This window comes from Cognatishimia sp. SS12 (genome assembly GCF_028369055.1).
GTDB lineage: Bacteria > Pseudomonadota > Alphaproteobacteria > Rhodobacterales > Rhodobacteraceae > Cognatishimia.
In genome coordinates, this window is record NZ_JAQNCZ010000002.1 from 358,846 (window position 1) to 374,003 (window position 15,158).

Sequence of the window (15,158 nt, forward strand, 5' to 3'; positions counted from 1 at the left end):
CCATCGGTGGGCGTTTTTATTTGCTCTTCCGGTCCAGCAGGCGCTTTAGCAGCGCATCCACGGGTGCCCAATCGTCGATGTGCAGGCGCACAGGCACGGTCAAAACCTTGGGGCGATAGGATGCTGGCAGCCGCACCGCATCTTTTTCCGTGGTCACAAGCTGCGCCCCCAATTTGCGTGCATCCGCCTCAAGGCGCGCCAATAGACTGCTGGACAGAGGCTGGTGATCATCCAGCGCATGGGTCTGCACCAGCGTTGCGCCCAATTGGCGCAACGTGGCAAAGAATTTTTCGGGATATCCGATGCCCGCAAAGGCCAAAAAAGGTGTGCCCTGCCAATCCATCCCGGTTTGTAGCGGCATCAGCGCCCCGGCGACCTGTGGCACCGTCAGCTGTGGCCCCCAGGTCTGTCTAAATGTCTGTTGCGCCTCTGCGTCCCCGATCGACAGAACAATATCTGCGCGCGCCAATCCGGTTTGGACAGGCTCGCGCAAAGGGCCGGCCGGGATGCATCTGCCGTTACCAAAGCCGCGTGCCGCATCCACGACGATGATCGACAGGTCCTTGTGAACGGATGGGTTCTGGAACCCATCATCCAGCAATATGATCTCTGCGCCCGCCGCCTGAGCGGCCTTAACCCCTGCGGCCCGGTCCTTGGCAACCCAAGTTGGTGCAAACGCGGCCAGCAGCAGCGGTTCATCTCCGACCTGATCCGCACGGTGCTGACGCTCGTTGACTTGCACAGGGCCTTCCAATTGGCCGCCATAGCCACGCGACACCACGGCGGGCTGATACCCGCGCGCCTGCAGATGCTGCAGCATTGCAATGGCCGTGGGCGTTTTGCCCGTCCCGCCGGCATTTAGGTTGCCGATACAGATCACTGGCACGTCAGCTTTCACCGTAGGATTTTGCGCGACACGACGGGCAGTCGCTGCTGCGTAAATCTGCCCGATGGGGGCCAGCAAACGGGCCTGCCAGCCGGGCGTTGTTGGCGGGTTCTGCCAATATCCGGGTGCGCGCATCAGCGGCCTCCTGTTTTGTCCAAATGATCGCTGATGACATCCACGATGTGATCGACCACCACGGCCCCTTCCGAGACCGACTCCCATCCGGCATGCACCATTTGCGCGACTTGATCCGGGGCCATGAGGTTGGCCAACGCCGCAGAAAGACTATCGGCATCTTTGACGATCCGCGCCGCGCCTGCGCGCGCCAGCCGAGAGTAGGCGTCAAGGTGATTGCGAATACCCGGTCCATACAGAATGGCCGAGCCAAGCGCTGCGGGCTCCAGCGGATTGCGCCCCCCTTTGCCCGGCACCAGCGAGCTGCCCATCAGGCTGATCGGGGCAACACGATAAAACAGGCCAAGTTCCTCGCGGTTTTCGGCCAGCAGGATCTGGGTTCGTTCTTCGGGCATTTCTGCGTCATCCCAGTTGCGCACGCGCCAACTCGCGTCTTTGCACTCATCGCGCATGGCTGCGGCATCTGCGGCAGAATCAGGCACCAGGATCAGCAACAGTCGTGGCGACAGCCGCATGGTCGCGCGGTGGGCCATCAGAATGATGGGCAATTCCTGCGGCTGGACATGGGCCGCCAACCAAAGCGGCCGGGCCCGCAGGCTGCTGTTTAGTTCTTCTAGATCGGTTTCATTGCAGCCAAGTGCGGGGCTTTCGTCCAAAACCGGGCCGCTGTCGCTTACGGGGGCAAGCGTGCCCAGCATGCGCCTGAGGCGAAAGCCGCAGGCCGCATCACGGGCAAAGATATGGGTAAAAAGGCTGAGCGTGGCGCGCAGCGTATCGGGCAGCCACCGCGCGCTGCGCAGTTCAAGGCGCAGCTCGTCCGCGTCAATCAGAAACAGGGGGATGCCGCGTTGATGGGCTTTCAACGTGAGCGCCGGGCGCACATCGGGCCCCAGGTAAATCAGAACCTCGGGGTGCCAATAGTCAAGAAATTTTCCGATGTCGTTGGGGTTTTCGCCAGGTGCGCTGGTCAGCGTCACACCGTCGGGCAGCCCGGGGAGGTTACGTGTGCGTGCAGGCACCGTCAAAAGGACCTGCGCGTCGCCGCGCTGCGCGGCAAGGCGCAGCCCAAGATGGGCCATGGCCCGCGCCCGCCTGGTGTCAGCGCAATGTATCCAGATCATCGGCACGGCGGATCGCGCCCGCTCGGGGGGGTGCCAGCCTTGGGCTTCGCGTCGCGCGATTGCCAGATACGCCGTTAGTGAAAGGGTTGGGGCCATGGATGCCTGTGGCTGCTTGGGGCCAAATTGGCCCTGGGTCTTTCTGGCAAATTAAGGCCTTGGGCTGCTGGCCACAAGAGCAAGGGCAGTTGACGCGATCCGCGGGATCGGGCAACCCACGTATAAAGAGCCAAGGGGACCACCATGAAACCTTTTCTGATCCTGCAATTGCGCCCCGAAGCCGAGGTGAGCGACAATGAATTTGCGGCCATCTTGGAAAAATCAGGCCTGACAGCATCCGAAGTGGTGCGCTTCGAACTTAACAAGGATGTGCTGCCAAATGATTTGAATTTGCGGGACTATTCCGGCGTTATCGTCGGAGGTGGGCCGGGCTGCGTTAGCGACGCGCCCGCGCAGAAATCAGACATCGAGGCGCATATTGAGGCTGAGATTCTGGCGCTGATGCCCGAGATAACCAAAGAGGACATCCCATTCATGGGTTGTTGTTATGGCATCGGCGTTTTGGGGCATCACCTGGGGCGGGTGATCAGCAAAGAGAACTATTCTGAAAGCCCCGGAACCAGCGACTGTCGCCTCACCAAAGACGGCGCAGCAGATCCGGTTCTGGCCGGTCTGCCGCAGAAATTTCAGGCCTTCGTCGGGCACAAAGAAGCCATGCAGCGCCTACCCGAGGGCTGCGTGCATTTGGTGGAATCGCCAACCTGCCCGTTTCAGATGGTGCGCTATGGTCAGAATGTTTACGCCACGCAGTTCCACCCCGAGGCGGACGCAGATGGTTTTGAAGTGCGCATCAATTTTTACAAACACAGCGGCTATTTCCCGCCCGAAGACGCCGCAGCATTGATCAAGATGTGCCGCGCCGCAGACGTGCACGCGCCGGCGCAAATTCTCAGAAATTTTGTGGAGCGTTATCGGCAAGCTGACTAGCTTTGCCGGATCATGCCAGTGCGCTGATGATCTGCTGATGCAGGGTCTTGTTGCTGGTGATGATACCGGGCAGGCGCGGATCTGGATTGTTGTAGCTTAACGCCGTGCCGGTCTTGTCGGTGCTGACCGCGCCGGCCTCGCGCGCGATCAAATCGCCAGCCGCGATGTCCCATTCCCACGTCGGGCGCAGCGTCATCATGCCGTCAAACCGGCCCTGCGCGACCAAGGACAGCCGATAGGCCAGCGATGGGCGATGACTGCGTTTAAAGCCCGGCACGTCCTTCCAGAGTGCAGGGTCAAGGGTCGGGCGGGTGGCTAGGATGTCAGCCTCGTTGAGCGCTTGGGAGGTGCCAACGGTGATGCCAGCACCATTCAGTGTTGCGCCGCCCCCAAGATTGGCGCTGTAAAGCCGGTCGAGCATCGGCAGATAGACCACTGCGGCCCGCACAACACCGTGTTTGACAATGGCAAGCGAATGCGACCAGATCGGTTTGCCTTCGATAAAGCTTCGCGTGCCGTCAATCGGGTCGATAATGAACACCGACTCTGTGGATTGGCGCCGGTCATTGTGCGGCGATTCTTCGGATAGCCAGCCATAATCGGGCCGCGCCGCCATCAGCTTGGCTTCCAGCAGGTCATTGACCGCCAGGTCCGCCTCGGTCACGGGACCGGCCCCATCGGGTTTGTCCCAAACTTTGGCAGAGGCATTGGCAAATGATTTGGCAATCTCACCGGCCTCTTGCGCCGCTGAAATCAGCAGCGCGAGGTCACTTTCCGGCAAGGGTCATTCCTTCGACAAGTAGCGAGGGGACAACGCGGCTCAGATGCGTGCGTGCGTCATTGGCCGGGCGCAGGCTGCGCAGCATGTTACGCAGATTGCCCGCGATCGTGCATTCATTCACCGCATGGGTCACTTCGCCGTTCTCCACCCACAGACCGGCGGCACCGCGTGAATAATCCCCCGTATTGGGGTTGATGGTCGAGCCGATGAGCGACGTAACCAGTAGCCCGGTGCCCATATCTCGGATCAAGTCATCGCGGCTTTGCGTGCCTTGTGTCAGTGCGATGTTCCATGTGCTGGGCGAGGGCGGGCCACCCACGCCGCGCGCCGCATTGGCGGTGCTGCTGAGGCCCAGTTTGCGGGCGTTCACCAGATCAAGCGTCCACCCCGTGAGCGTGCCATTCTCGACGATGGCGCGGGGTTTGGTGGCCAGCCCTTCGGCGTCAAATGGGCGTGAGCCAGATACTCGGGCGCGATGCGGATCTTCGAAAATCGACAGGTCTTTGGGCAGCACATCGCTGCCAAGCGCATCAAGTAACCAGGACGAGCCGCGTGCAATCGCCGCGCCGTTGATCGCGCCCAAAAGATGCCCGATGAGAGAGCTTGAAATGCGTTCGTCAAACAGCACCGGGTAACTGCCGGTGGGCGGCTGCTGGGCGTTCTGGCGCGCCAGCGCGCGTTCGGCTGCGGTGCGCCCAATCTCAGCGGGGTCGCGCAAATCCGCCTGGAAAATGCGGCTGTCGCCATCATAATCCCGTTCCATTGCGGCCCCGGACCCAGCAATGGCAACGCAGGATGTGCCGCGATCGGTGCGTGCATAGCCGCCGGAAAACCCGTTGCTGGCCGCCAGATGAACCTGTGTTGCGCCATAGCCCGCGGTGGCGGCCTGCACCTGCGTGATGCCGTCAATATTGAGCGCCGCGGCCTCCGCGCGCAGCGCGTCGGCTTGCAGATCTGCAGGGGCGGGCTCTGGAGTCGGATCGCAAAGCTCAAGCGCGTCGATGTCCCAGTGCGCAGCCAACTGGCCCGGATCCGCGAGGCCGATATGGGGATCTTCCGGGGCCTCTTTCGCCATCGCAACCGCGCGTTCGGCCATCATCGCAATGGTCGCCTCGCTGGTATCAGACGCGGACACATTGGCTTGGCGCTGGCCAATGAACACCCGCAGGCCAATATCGGTGCCTTCGGACCGTTCTGCATGTTCCAGCGCCCCGGCGTGCACGTCAATTGAAACAGAGGTGCCATTGACGGCCATGGCGTCGGCGCTGTCGGCCCCGGCTTTCTTGGCGGCGTCTAGGAGCTTTTGCGTCAAATCTGCGAGCGGCTGGGTCATGCGTTCTCCGGGTATCTGCTCCTTCTGAGGTAGACGTGACGCCCGCCCAACGCAAGAGCGCAAAGAAAAAGGGCCGCTGGCATCTGCGCCAACGGCCCTCAGCATTTTGTGACGGCGCTTATTTGATGCGCTGCCCATTGGCCAGGACATGGCCGTCCTCATTGACCTCGATGCGAGATTTCAGTTCATCTTCTGCCGGGCCAAGAACGGCGAAGAGACCCATCATCATGCGTGCCCCCATGGCGTCCTGTTCGCTGACGATGCCCATTTTGATCAGGCCATCCAGCAGCGCGTTGCCACCCAGCAGGCGAAACTCTGCCGCGCCCAAGGGCTTGGGCATCCCGTCAAAGCTTTGTGTGTCGCTGTTGTCGAAGGTAAAATCGCCCTGACCTGTCAGCTCTGCACCGGCCAGTTCAATCACCAGGTTTTCCAAGGTCAGCGCCTTCAATTCACCAGGGAATTCGTCGCTGCTTTCGATGCTCGGGTCCATCAGATCGGTAAAGAGCCGGGTTTTGCCCAGCAAATCAAAACCGATTGTTGCCGGTGTGCGCGGCAGCACTTCGGCTGGGTCAAAGATGTTCCACAGAACATCCGGCACCGCCAGATCGCCGATGGTCATCCCAAAGGCGAAATCCTGGTCTTCCTCAGCGGCCATCAGCGGCATCAGCAGATCATAGCTGGCCTCGGCCATCGTCAGGGAAACAGGGAAGGGAATTTCTGCGCCGCTCAGGTTCAGCGTCAGATCGTTGCCTTGCCCGGCGTAGGACAGGCCCTCTTGGCTGAAGCTCACTTCCAGATCGCCCTGACCCGAGGTGCTTTCGACCGCAAAGGGCTGCCCTTCGGATGTGACATTCATCGCCACAGCGGCACCATCTTGGTTAAAGCTGCCTTCAAACCCAAAGCCGGCTTTGAACAGCGCATTCGGGTCCTCGGCATCAAATGTCAGCGGCACCGCACCTGTGCCTTCAAACGACAGGGCATCAATGGTGCCGGACATATTGATGTTCGCGTCTTCGTCCGTATCCACCACAGACATGTCATAGGTCACGCTGGCCACATCAAACACCTGGGCCATGGTGCGCATATCGCCAACTTCCATGGTCGAGCTACCGGACATGTCATTCATGACGATGGTGAAATCCATCTCATCTGGCGCATCGTCCCCGGAAAAAGTCGCGTCGGCAAGCGTGATGGTCATGCTGCGCGCTTCGTAGTCATAGGTCATGGCGTCCGGCTCACCGGATACGACCGTGGACAGGCCATCGCTGACCATCTCAATCGTCATGTCCAGGCTCTCGCCGTCCATAGGTTCTGCGATCACGCGCATCGTAGTGACGTCAGGCATGCCCACTAGCACGCTGCCGTCGGACTGACCGTCAAACCGCAGCTCCGGCATCGACATGGCAAAGCTGCCTTCATTGTCGGGCATGTCAAAGGTCATGATGATGTTGCTGACAACCAGAGAGTCGCCTGAGGTCGCTTCATCCGCGCTGACCTGATAGCCAAAGCCTTCCATATAGGCGCGCCAGTCGCTCCAGACCTCGGCCGCAGTGACATCGGCGGTCGCCGCTGATGCAGTAAAAATGCAGGCCAGTGCAGTGGCCCCAGTCAATTGAGTCCAACGTGACATAACGAACCCTTCCCAAATAAAAATCTCCAATAACTTCGGTGCTCTGGCACCCAGCGTCAAGGGGGGAAGGGCTGGACCACCGGCCCGCGGCTCGCTACCAATTCAGCAAAATTGCAAATCGGAGATGCCTGATATGGAAATGACAGGGAAAACGGTGCTGATCACCGGGGCCAGCCGCGGCATCGGTGCCGCCGCCGCGCGGGTTTTCGCCGATGCGGGGGCGAATGTGGCGCTTATGGCGCGCAGCGCAGGTGCAATTACAGAGCTTGCCGCAGACATCGGCCCCACGGCCCGTGCGATTTCTGGCGATGTCAGCAGCTTTGCCGATATGTCAGCGGCGGTTGACATTTGCATTGATCAATTCGGGGGTTTGGATGTTTTGATCAATAATGCCGGCGTGTTGGAACCGATATGCCACCTATTGGATGCAGAGCCGGACGCATGGGGCAACGTATTGGATGTAAACACAAAAGGCGTGTTCAACGGGATGCGCGCTGCCGTGCCGCAGATGCTGCGCGCGGGCGGCGGCACGGTGTTGACCATCGGGTCTGGCGCGGCCAGTACTCCCTATGAGGGCTGGAGTGCTTACTGCGCCTCAAAGGCGGCCACGCTGATGCTGACCCGCGCGTTGCATGCAGAAGAGGGCGCAAAAGGCATTCGAGCAATCAGCCTGTCGCCGGGCACGGTTGCAACGCAGATGCAGCGTGACATCAAGGCCAGTGGCATAAATCCGGTCAGCGACCTGGCGTGGGAAGATCACGTGCCGCCCGAATGGCCGGCCAAGGCGCTGTTGTGGATGTGCAGTCCAGAAGCGGACGGGTTGCTGGGGCAAGAAATTTCTTTGCGCAGCCCAGAGCTGCGCCAGCGATTGGGTCTCATGTGATCGAAGTAACCAAAGAAGCGTCCGGCCTGTGGCTTGTGACATTGAACCGCCCGGGCAAAGCCAATGCGCTGACCGAAGATATGTTGCAGCATCTTGCCGAGGTTTTCGAAGGCGCGGGAGAGGCGCGCGCGATCATTCTGACGGGCCAAGGCAAAGTGTTCTCTGCCGGGGCGGATCTTGAGGCGGCGCGCAGGGGTCTTGCCACCTCTCCGTTGTGGGAGAGGCTGTCAGCGGCGGTTGCGGCGGCACCCGGGCTGACGATCGCGGCGCTGAACGGCACTTTGGCAGGCGGTGCCACTGGCATGGCGCTGGCCTGTGATCTGCGACTTGCAGTGCCAGAGGCAAAGTTCTTTTACCCGGTGATGAAGCTTGGCTTTCTGCCGCAACCCTCCGACCCCAAGCGTATGGCAGCGCTGATCGGCCCGGCGCGCACAAAACTCATTCTGATGGGCGGGCAGAAACTGACGGCGGATGAGGCGCTGCAATTTGGTCTTATCGACCGGATCGTCGCGCCCGGGGATGTCATCAAGGCCGCCCGAGAGCTTGCGGCAGATGCGCTGGCGGCACAGCCCGACATTGCCGCGGGCATCAAAACCATGTGTCTTTAGATGGCATAGCCTTGGCGGCGCAGCGGGTTCAGCCATCGTTTTCCTTGAGGTTTCATACCAAAGCAGGCAAGAGGATGCGGCAGATTTCTCGGAATGCAAGGGGCACAGATGGAAACGCAGCCGCAAATTCTGACCGACATCATGTCGTTGGCGCAGCAAAGTTGGGATGTGGCCGAAGGCTGGGCCCGCAGCCCTGCCGCCTGGTCGCAATTTGCGCTGATCGCGCTTGCCTTTGCGCTGGCTTTCTGGCTGAGCCGCCGGTTGAGGCCTATCCTTGAACGGCTTCTCACGCCGCCACCGGAGCAAGACACGCTGATCGCCAAGGCCCGGCGTTTTGCCCTGCAATATGTGCCGCTGCTGTTCCCGCTGTTGGCGTTTGTTCTGACCGATGTCGGTGAAAACATCACGCGCAGCGTATTTGGCACTGGGGCGGTCATCGCCTTTGGCAACCGGCTGATCCTGCTGATTGCTGTGCGCATCTGGGTCAAAAGTGTGGTGCGGGACCCGTTCCTTAAGGTGCTTGGGCGCTATCTGCTGCTGCCCATTGCTGCGCTGCATACATTTGGTCTTTTGGGGCTGGCGACAGCCAAGCTGGAGGCCACGGTCATTCCGCTGGGCAACCTGAGTTTCTCGCTCCTGTTCTTGGCGCGTTTTGCGATTGTCGGCGGCGTTGTGTTCTGGCTTGGCCGTTGGTCAAATGCGCAGTCCACGGCGTTGATCCAGGGGCAAACCGACATGCGCCCCGCCACACGGGAGCTGGCCTCCAAAGCCGCCGAGATCCTGATTTTTGGCGTCGCCTTCCTGCTGCTGATGAACATCATGGGCATCTCGCTGACATCGCTCGCGGTGCTCGGGGGGGCGATTGGTGTGGGGCTTGGCTTTGGTCTGCAAAAGATCGCGAGCAACTTTATTTCAGGGGTGATCCTGCTGATCGAAGGGCAGGCCACCGTCGGCGATTATGTGGAACTGGACGGCGGCGAGGCGGGCACCATCGTAAAGATGACAGCGCGCGCCGCGATCCTGGAAACATTCGACGGCCGCTGGATTGTGGTGCCAAACGAAGATTTCATCACCACGCGGGTGGTGAATTTTTCCGACAGTGGCTCTGCCAACCGCTATGAGGCCCCGTTTTCCGTCAGCTACGATACGGATATCACCAAAGTGCCAGCTTTGATTGAGGCCGCTGTGGCCGGGCTGGATTTTGTACTGGATGCGCCAGATGGGCCCGACTGCGAGCTGCGCGGTTTTGGCGATTCAGGTGTGGATTTCGCGGTGGAGTTCTGGGTCAACGGCATTGATGACGGCAAGAATAAATTCACCCCGCAGGTTCTGATGACCATCTGGACCACCTTGAAAGCGCATGGGATCGAGATTCCCTATCCGCACCGCGTGGTTGAGATCAAAGGCCCAGCAGGCGCACTGCCCGTATGAAAACAGCGCTGATCATCGGGGCGGGTCCGGCCGGGCTGATGGCGGCAGAGGCGCTGGCGGATGCCGGCCATGCAGTGATCATCGCTGAAGCGAAACCCAGCGTAGCGCGCAAATTGCTGATGGCGGGCAAATCGGGGTTAAACCTGACCAAGGACGAAGCGTTTGAAGATTTCCTCGGTCGCTTTGCCGAGGCGTCAGAGCCGCTGGAACCCATGCTACGGGCCTTCGGGCCCAAAGATGTGCAGGCCTGGGCTGAAGCTCTGGGGCAAAAGATTTTCACCGGCTCGACCGGGCGGGTGTTTCCCGAGGTGATGAAAGCCTCCCCGCTTGTGCGGCAGTGGCTTGGCCGTCTTAGCGCGAAACCTGTCGACATTCGCACGCGCCACCGCTGGGTGGGGCGCGACGCTGACGGCTTTGTCTTTGAGACCGCGACGGGGCGCGTGACGCTCTCTGCAGATTGCTGCGTGCTGGCCTGTGGTGGCGCAAGCTGGGCGCGGCTGGGATCAGACGGCGCTTGGGCGGATTTGATCGACCAGCCGATCACCCCATTTGCGCCCGCCAATGTTGGCTTTGTGGTGGACTGGTCATCGCATATGCAAAGGTTCTTTGGCAGCCCCGTCAAAGGCGTCGCGCTGCATGCCGGGGGGCAGGTCGGGCGCGGCGAGTTCGTGATAGGCACCGCGGGCGTTGAAGGCGGCGGCATATACGAAGTGTCCCGCGCGCTGCGCGAGGGCGCGGCTTTGCAGATTGACCTGATGCCGGATGTTTCCGTTGAAACCATACGGAGGCGTCTGGAAAAGCCGCGCGGCAAGATGAGCGTCAGTAACTTTCTGCGTAAAACCCTAAAGCTTGATCCGGTGAAGCAGGCCTTGCTCCGCGAGGTTGCGCAGCCCTTGCCCGATGATCTGGCCCCTTTGATCAAAGCCTTGCCGCTTGCGATCACCGGGCCTTACCCGATTGATCAGGCGATTTCGACGGCGGGAGGCTTGCCCTTTGCTGCATTGGACGAACATCTGATGCTGCGCGCTGATCCCGGCCTATTTGCAGCCGGTGAAATGCTGGATTGGGAGGCACCAACCGGAGGTTATCTGCTGACGGCGTGTTTGGCGACCGGGCGCTGGGCGGGGCAGGGGGCGGCGGCTTGGCTGTTGCAGCAGCCCTAGCGGCGCGCCAGCATCGACAGGCGCAGCAACGCGCGTTCAACCAAAGCCATGGCCGGGGCATTCTGACCGGCGCTGCGCAATTGCAGGTCGGTGTCTGTCAGCAATGTCAGCGCCTGTTCAAGCTTCGGGGCCCCCCAGGTCTGCGCTTGGCGCAGCATGCGATCCCGGCGCGGGCCAAAAATCGGTGGGCGCATTCGGGAAATGCCCTGCGCCGCGCCGCCCGGGTCAGAGGCCGCGACGTATAACGCGCGAAAGTGCCGCGTTGCGCCAATGCACAGGCCGACGGGCTGCGTGCCCTGCGCCTGAAGTTTCACCATGATCGGGCCAATCTCGCTGGCGCGGCCTTCTGCCACGATGTTCAGAACGTCATCCAACGCCGCCTCAGTTGAGGCGGGGGCGCTGGCTGCCACATCATCTGAGGTCACGCCGCCCGCGTCGCCATATTTATAAAGCGCAAGCTTTTCCACGGTCTGCCGAAAGTCACCGGGATCAAGGGCACGCGACAGGTTGGTGAGGTCGGTCATCGCATCGCGCGAGACCTCTTTCAGACCTGCCTTGGCCAGCTCAGCCTCGATCTCTTCGCGGCTGGGAGGATCGTTGTAGATGCCCGCGGCATAAGCATTGCTATGCGCCTCAAACGCCTTGCGGATTTTTGACGTTGCCTTGAGCTGCCCGGCGGTCACAACAATCTGGGCATCCCCCGGGGCCCAATCCTCGAGCGCAGCCAGAATCGCCGGCGCGGCGGTGTCATTTGCCTCTTCGACAAAAGCGACACGCGGGCCGGGAAAGAACGACACGGCTTTGATCGCGTCCACCAGCTGCGCGGGATCTTTGCGCAGATTGGCGGCGGGGATGCGGGTCAGGCGCATTTCCTCTTCGCCTGCCGGTCCGATCAAGGCAGCGATCATCTCTTGGCGCTTGAGGGCCACGCGCATGGTGTCCGCCCCATAGATCAGCAGGCCGGTCCGGCTGGGATCAGGCTTCCCGAAATAGCGGCTGGCATCGCGCGGCGACAGTTTCATGCGGGTAATTCGCTGGCCTGCGCCGTCAGGGCGAGTGTGATCTGGTCGGCGAGGATGATCATCAGGCGGCGGCGGGCATCGCGTTCTGCAGCCAATTCGGACACGGTGGCCCCGGTGGTGGAATAGCCGGTGAAATTGTCGACCTTGCCGCTTAGCAAGACTTCTTTGCTGTCCAGCGCGCGCAGGGCCCAGGTGGCCTGCCCCAAAATGTCGATCCGCGTGGTGCGGTTGTCGGCGGTCAGCGCCACGCCTTCTTTCTCGGTGGTGATGGCCACCGAAAGCCCATAGCGGGGATTTGCCGCCCGGCCCAGCCGATGTTCCAATTGCCGCGTCAGCACAAAGCCATCGCTTGTGGTGGGCTCATCCACCAACACCTGACCCAACAGGGTGCGCGCCGCACCATTGGGACCAAAGGCGGGTTCAAATCCGCAGCCCGCCAATAAAAGCGGCGCTGCGGTAAGTCTCAGAAAGCTGCGGCGATCAAATGACGACATTCACAATCCGGCCGGGGACAACAATCAATTTCTTGGGCTGGGCCCCATCCAGCGCTCGCTGCACAGCTTCGTGTGCAAGGACAAGTTTTTCAACCTCTTCCTTGCTCATGTCTTTTGGCACGCTGATTTCGGCGCGGCGTTTGCCGTTGATCTGAATGGGCAGCGTGACATTGGCCTCGACCAGCATCGCCTCATCGGCAACGGGCCAAGGTGCATCGACAATCAGACCTTCGCCGCCCTGATGAGCCCAGATGTCCTCTGCCAGATGCGGCGTCATGGGTGACATCAGCTGCGCCAACGTCATGATGGCCTGTTTTTGCGCGGCGGCCCCGGCTTTGGATTTCGCGAGTGTGGCCGTAAAGCCGTAAAGCTTTGCAATCGCTGCATTAAACCCGAAGCTTTCGACGCCCAGCGTCACGTCGCGGATGGTCTTGTGCATCTCGCGCAGCAACGCTTCGTCTTCCTGGCCCTTGGCGCCCGGGTCCATCGCGCCGATCTTGTCGCAGAGGTTCCAGACCCGGTTCAGGTGTTTATGCGCCGCTTCTGCGCCCGAGGCCGTCCATTCGACATCGCGCTCGGGCGGGCTATCGGACAGAACAAACCAACGTGCGGTATCGGCACCATAAGCCGAGATGATCGCCAGCGGGTCGACCACATTGTTTTTGGATTTGGACATTTTCGCTGACGGGATCACGGTGATCTTCTCGCCAGTTTCTTTCACGACCGTTTGGCCGTCACGCTCTTCGACTTCGTTGGGGTAATGATAGATCGCCCGGCCGTTGTCATCCGTACGCTCTGCATTCTTGTAAATCGCGTGAGTCACCATGCCCTGGGTGAAGAGCGCATTGAACGGCTCAATGCTTTTTTCTGGCAGATGGCCGGTGATGTTCATCGCGCGCGCAAAGAAGCGCGAATAGAGCAGGTGCAAAATCGCGTGCTCGATGCCGCCGATGTATTGGTCGACGTTCATCCAGTAATCTGCTTCGGTCAGATCAGTTGGCGTGCTGGCACGCGGCGCAGTGAAGCGTGCGAAATACCAAGAGCTGTCGACAAATGTGTCCATCGTGTCGGTTTCGCGCTGCGCTGGCTTGCCACACGACGGGCAGGCGCAATCGCGCCAGGTCGGATGGCGATCCAGCGGGTTGCCGGGCACCGAAAAGTCGATCGCTTTGCCCTCTTCGTCATAGGGCAGCTCAACCGGCAGGTTTTCTTTCTTCTCCGGCACCACGCCGCAGCTGTTGCAATGCACCACCGGGATCGGGCAGCCCCAATAGCGTTGGCGTGACAGCCCCCAGTCGCGCAGGCGGTATTTGGTGACGCCTTCGCCCCAGCCCGCTTTTTCTGCGAAATCCACTGAAGCGTTTATGGCTTCTTCTCCGGTAGCTTCGGTCAGCCCAGCGAAGTGGTTGATAAAGCGAACCTTTTCATTTTTTGGTGGTACAAATGCAATATCGCTCTGTTCAGCGTTGGGATTTTTGGCTAGAGTATCTGAAATGCCCCAAACATAGGTCTCACCCGAAGCTTCTTCGAATGCTGCTTTAACCGGTAGGTCATATTTGCGGCAAAAATCCAGATCCCGCTGATCATGCGCCGGGCAGGCAAAGATTGCGCCGGTGCCATAATCCATCAGGATAAAGTTCGCGATCCAGACCGGCAATTCCCAATTCGGGTCCAGCGGGTGCTTCACCTTAAGCCCAGTGTCAAAGCCCAGCTTCTCGCCGGTTTCAATCGCTTCTTCGGTGGTGCCGCCCTTGCGGCATTCGGCGACAAAGGCCGCGACCTCAGCGTTCTGCGCCTCAAGCTCTCTGGCAATCGGATGGTCAGGCGAGATGCCGACAAAGGATGCGCCCATCAGCGTATCGGGGCGGGTGGTATAGACTTCGATTGGGGCGGCACGGTCGGTGCGCTCAAAGCTGAATTGCAGACCACGGGATTTGCCGATCCAGTTTTCCTGCATCAGCCGCACCTTTGCGGGCCAATTGTCCAGACCATCGAGCGCGCTCAGCAGTTCTTCGGACATATCCGAGATCTTAAAGAACCATTGGGTCAGCTCGCGCCGCTCAACCAATGCGCCCGAGCGCCAGCCACGGCCGTTTTCAACCTGTTCGTTGGCCAGCACGGTCATATCGACCGGATCCCAGTTCACGACAGCGTTTTTGCGATAGACGAGGCCCTTGTCGAGCATGTCCAAAAACAAGGCCTGCTGCTGGCCGTAATATTCCACATCGCAGGTGGCGAACATGCGCGACCAGTCCAGCGACAGGCCCAGCGGTTTCATCTGCTCGACCATCGTGTCGATATTGCCGTAGGTCCAATCCTTTGGATGGCCGCCGCTGGCCATGGCAGCGTTTTCGGCGGGCATGCCAAAAGCGTCAAAACCCATTGGGTGCAGCACGTTGTGCCCTGTGCTCATCTTATAACGCGCAATGACGTCACCCATGGTGTAGTTGCGTACATGACCCATGTGCAGCTTGCCCGACGGGTAGGGGAACATCTCAAGCACGTAATACTTGGGCTTGCTCTCATCGCGAACCGCTTTGAAGGTGTCAGCCTTTTCCCAGGCCGCTTGCCACTTTGCTTCGATTTCCGCGGGGCTATAGCGCGTCATGCGGGACATCCCTTTCACATTCCTTGGTGGCCCGGCGTGGGCTCAGTCGCCAAGGTGATAGGCTGCGCGCGCGCGGTGG

At 60.5% G+C, this 15,158-nt stretch carries 13 protein-coding genes; 5 read left to right on the plus strand and 8 right to left on the minus strand.

Going from position 1 to position 15,158, the window contains the following annotated elements:
- Positions 1-16: 16 nt before the first annotated feature.
- Together lpxK and N6L24_RS06405 are read right to left on the minus strand one after the other, a co-directional pair.
- Positions 17-1,021, minus strand: a complete 1,005-nt coding sequence (gene lpxK, locus N6L24_RS06400) for a tetraacyldisaccharide 4'-kinase (RefSeq protein ID WP_271843830.1) — start codon at positions 1,019-1,021, stop codon at positions 17-19.
- Positions 1,021-2,238 (minus strand): 3-deoxy-D-manno-octulosonic acid transferase, encoded by a 1,218-nt coding sequence (locus N6L24_RS06405; protein WP_271843831.1) that lies wholly within the window; start codon positions 2,236-2,238, stop codon positions 1,021-1,023. The genes lpxK and N6L24_RS06405 overlap by 1 nt, the downstream gene beginning before the upstream one ends.
- Before the next feature lie 144 nt (positions 2,239-2,382).
- Here N6L24_RS06405 and N6L24_RS06410 point away from each other — a divergent pair, with 144 nt between their 5' ends.
- Complete coding sequence (locus N6L24_RS06410; protein ID WP_271843832.1) at positions 2,383-3,126, plus strand: glutamine amidotransferase; 744 nt, start codon at positions 2,383-2,385, stop codon at positions 3,124-3,126.
- Positions 3,127-3,136: 10 nt separating this feature from the next.
- Here N6L24_RS06410 and N6L24_RS06415 read toward each other — a convergent pair whose 3' ends face one another.
- The 3 genes from N6L24_RS06415 to N6L24_RS06425 all read right to left on the minus strand — a co-directional run bounded on the left by N6L24_RS06415 (position 3,137) and on the right by N6L24_RS06425 (position 6,870).
- Positions 3,137-3,907, minus strand: coding sequence for a 3'(2'),5'-bisphosphate nucleotidase CysQ (locus N6L24_RS06415; RefSeq protein ID WP_271843833.1), 771 nt, complete (start codon positions 3,905-3,907; stop codon positions 3,137-3,139).
- Positions 3,894-5,240, minus strand: coding sequence for a TldD/PmbA family protein (locus N6L24_RS06420; protein WP_271843834.1), 1,347 nt, complete (start codon positions 5,238-5,240; stop codon positions 3,894-3,896). Before N6L24_RS06420 ends, N6L24_RS06415 begins: the two co-directional genes overlap by 14 nt.
- A 118-nt stretch (positions 5,241-5,358) precedes the next feature.
- Positions 5,359-6,870, minus strand: coding sequence for a DUF2125 domain-containing protein (locus N6L24_RS06425; protein WP_271843835.1), 1,512 nt, complete (start codon positions 6,868-6,870; stop codon positions 5,359-5,361).
- Positions 6,871-7,003: 133 nt separating this feature from the next.
- Between N6L24_RS06425 and N6L24_RS06430 the strand changes: the two genes are divergently transcribed.
- From N6L24_RS06430 to N6L24_RS06445, 4 genes are all read left to right on the plus strand, one after another.
- Entirely contained in the window at positions 7,004-7,753 is a 750-nt protein-coding gene (locus N6L24_RS06430; protein WP_271843836.1) for an SDR family oxidoreductase, read from the plus strand.
- Positions 7,750-8,361, plus strand: coding sequence for an enoyl-CoA hydratase/isomerase family protein (locus N6L24_RS06435; RefSeq protein ID WP_271843837.1), 612 nt, complete (start codon positions 7,750-7,752; stop codon positions 8,359-8,361). Before N6L24_RS06430 ends, N6L24_RS06435 begins: the two co-directional genes overlap by 4 nt.
- A gap of 108 nt (positions 8,362-8,469) precedes the next feature.
- Positions 8,470-9,792: a mechanosensitive ion channel family protein gene (locus tag N6L24_RS06440; RefSeq protein ID WP_271843838.1), complete on the plus strand. Its 1,323-nt coding sequence runs from the start codon at positions 8,470-8,472 to the stop codon at positions 9,790-9,792.
- Entirely contained in the window at positions 9,789-10,955 is a 1,167-nt protein-coding gene (locus tag N6L24_RS06445) for a TIGR03862 family flavoprotein (RefSeq protein ID WP_271843839.1), read from the plus strand. Before N6L24_RS06440 ends, N6L24_RS06445 begins: the two co-directional genes overlap by 4 nt.
- Here the strand turns inward: N6L24_RS06445 and holA are convergent.
- The 3 genes from holA to leuS are packed head-to-tail and all read right to left on the minus strand — an operon-like array spanning position 10,952 to position 15,079.
- Positions 10,952-11,977: a DNA polymerase III subunit delta gene (gene holA / locus N6L24_RS06450; RefSeq protein ID WP_271843840.1), complete on the minus strand. Its 1,026-nt coding sequence runs from the start codon at positions 11,975-11,977 to the stop codon at positions 10,952-10,954. The genes N6L24_RS06445 and holA overlap by 4 nt on opposite strands.
- Positions 11,974-12,471 (minus strand): LPS assembly lipoprotein LptE, encoded by a 498-nt coding sequence (gene lptE / locus N6L24_RS06455; RefSeq protein ID WP_271843841.1) that lies wholly within the window; start codon positions 12,469-12,471, stop codon positions 11,974-11,976. The genes holA and lptE overlap by 4 nt, the downstream gene beginning before the upstream one ends.
- Positions 12,458-15,079 (minus strand): leucine--tRNA ligase, encoded by a 2,622-nt coding sequence (gene leuS / locus N6L24_RS06460; RefSeq protein WP_271843842.1) that lies wholly within the window; start codon positions 15,077-15,079, stop codon positions 12,458-12,460. Before leuS ends, lptE begins: the two co-directional genes overlap by 14 nt.
- Positions 15,080-15,158 lie beyond the last annotated feature (79 nt).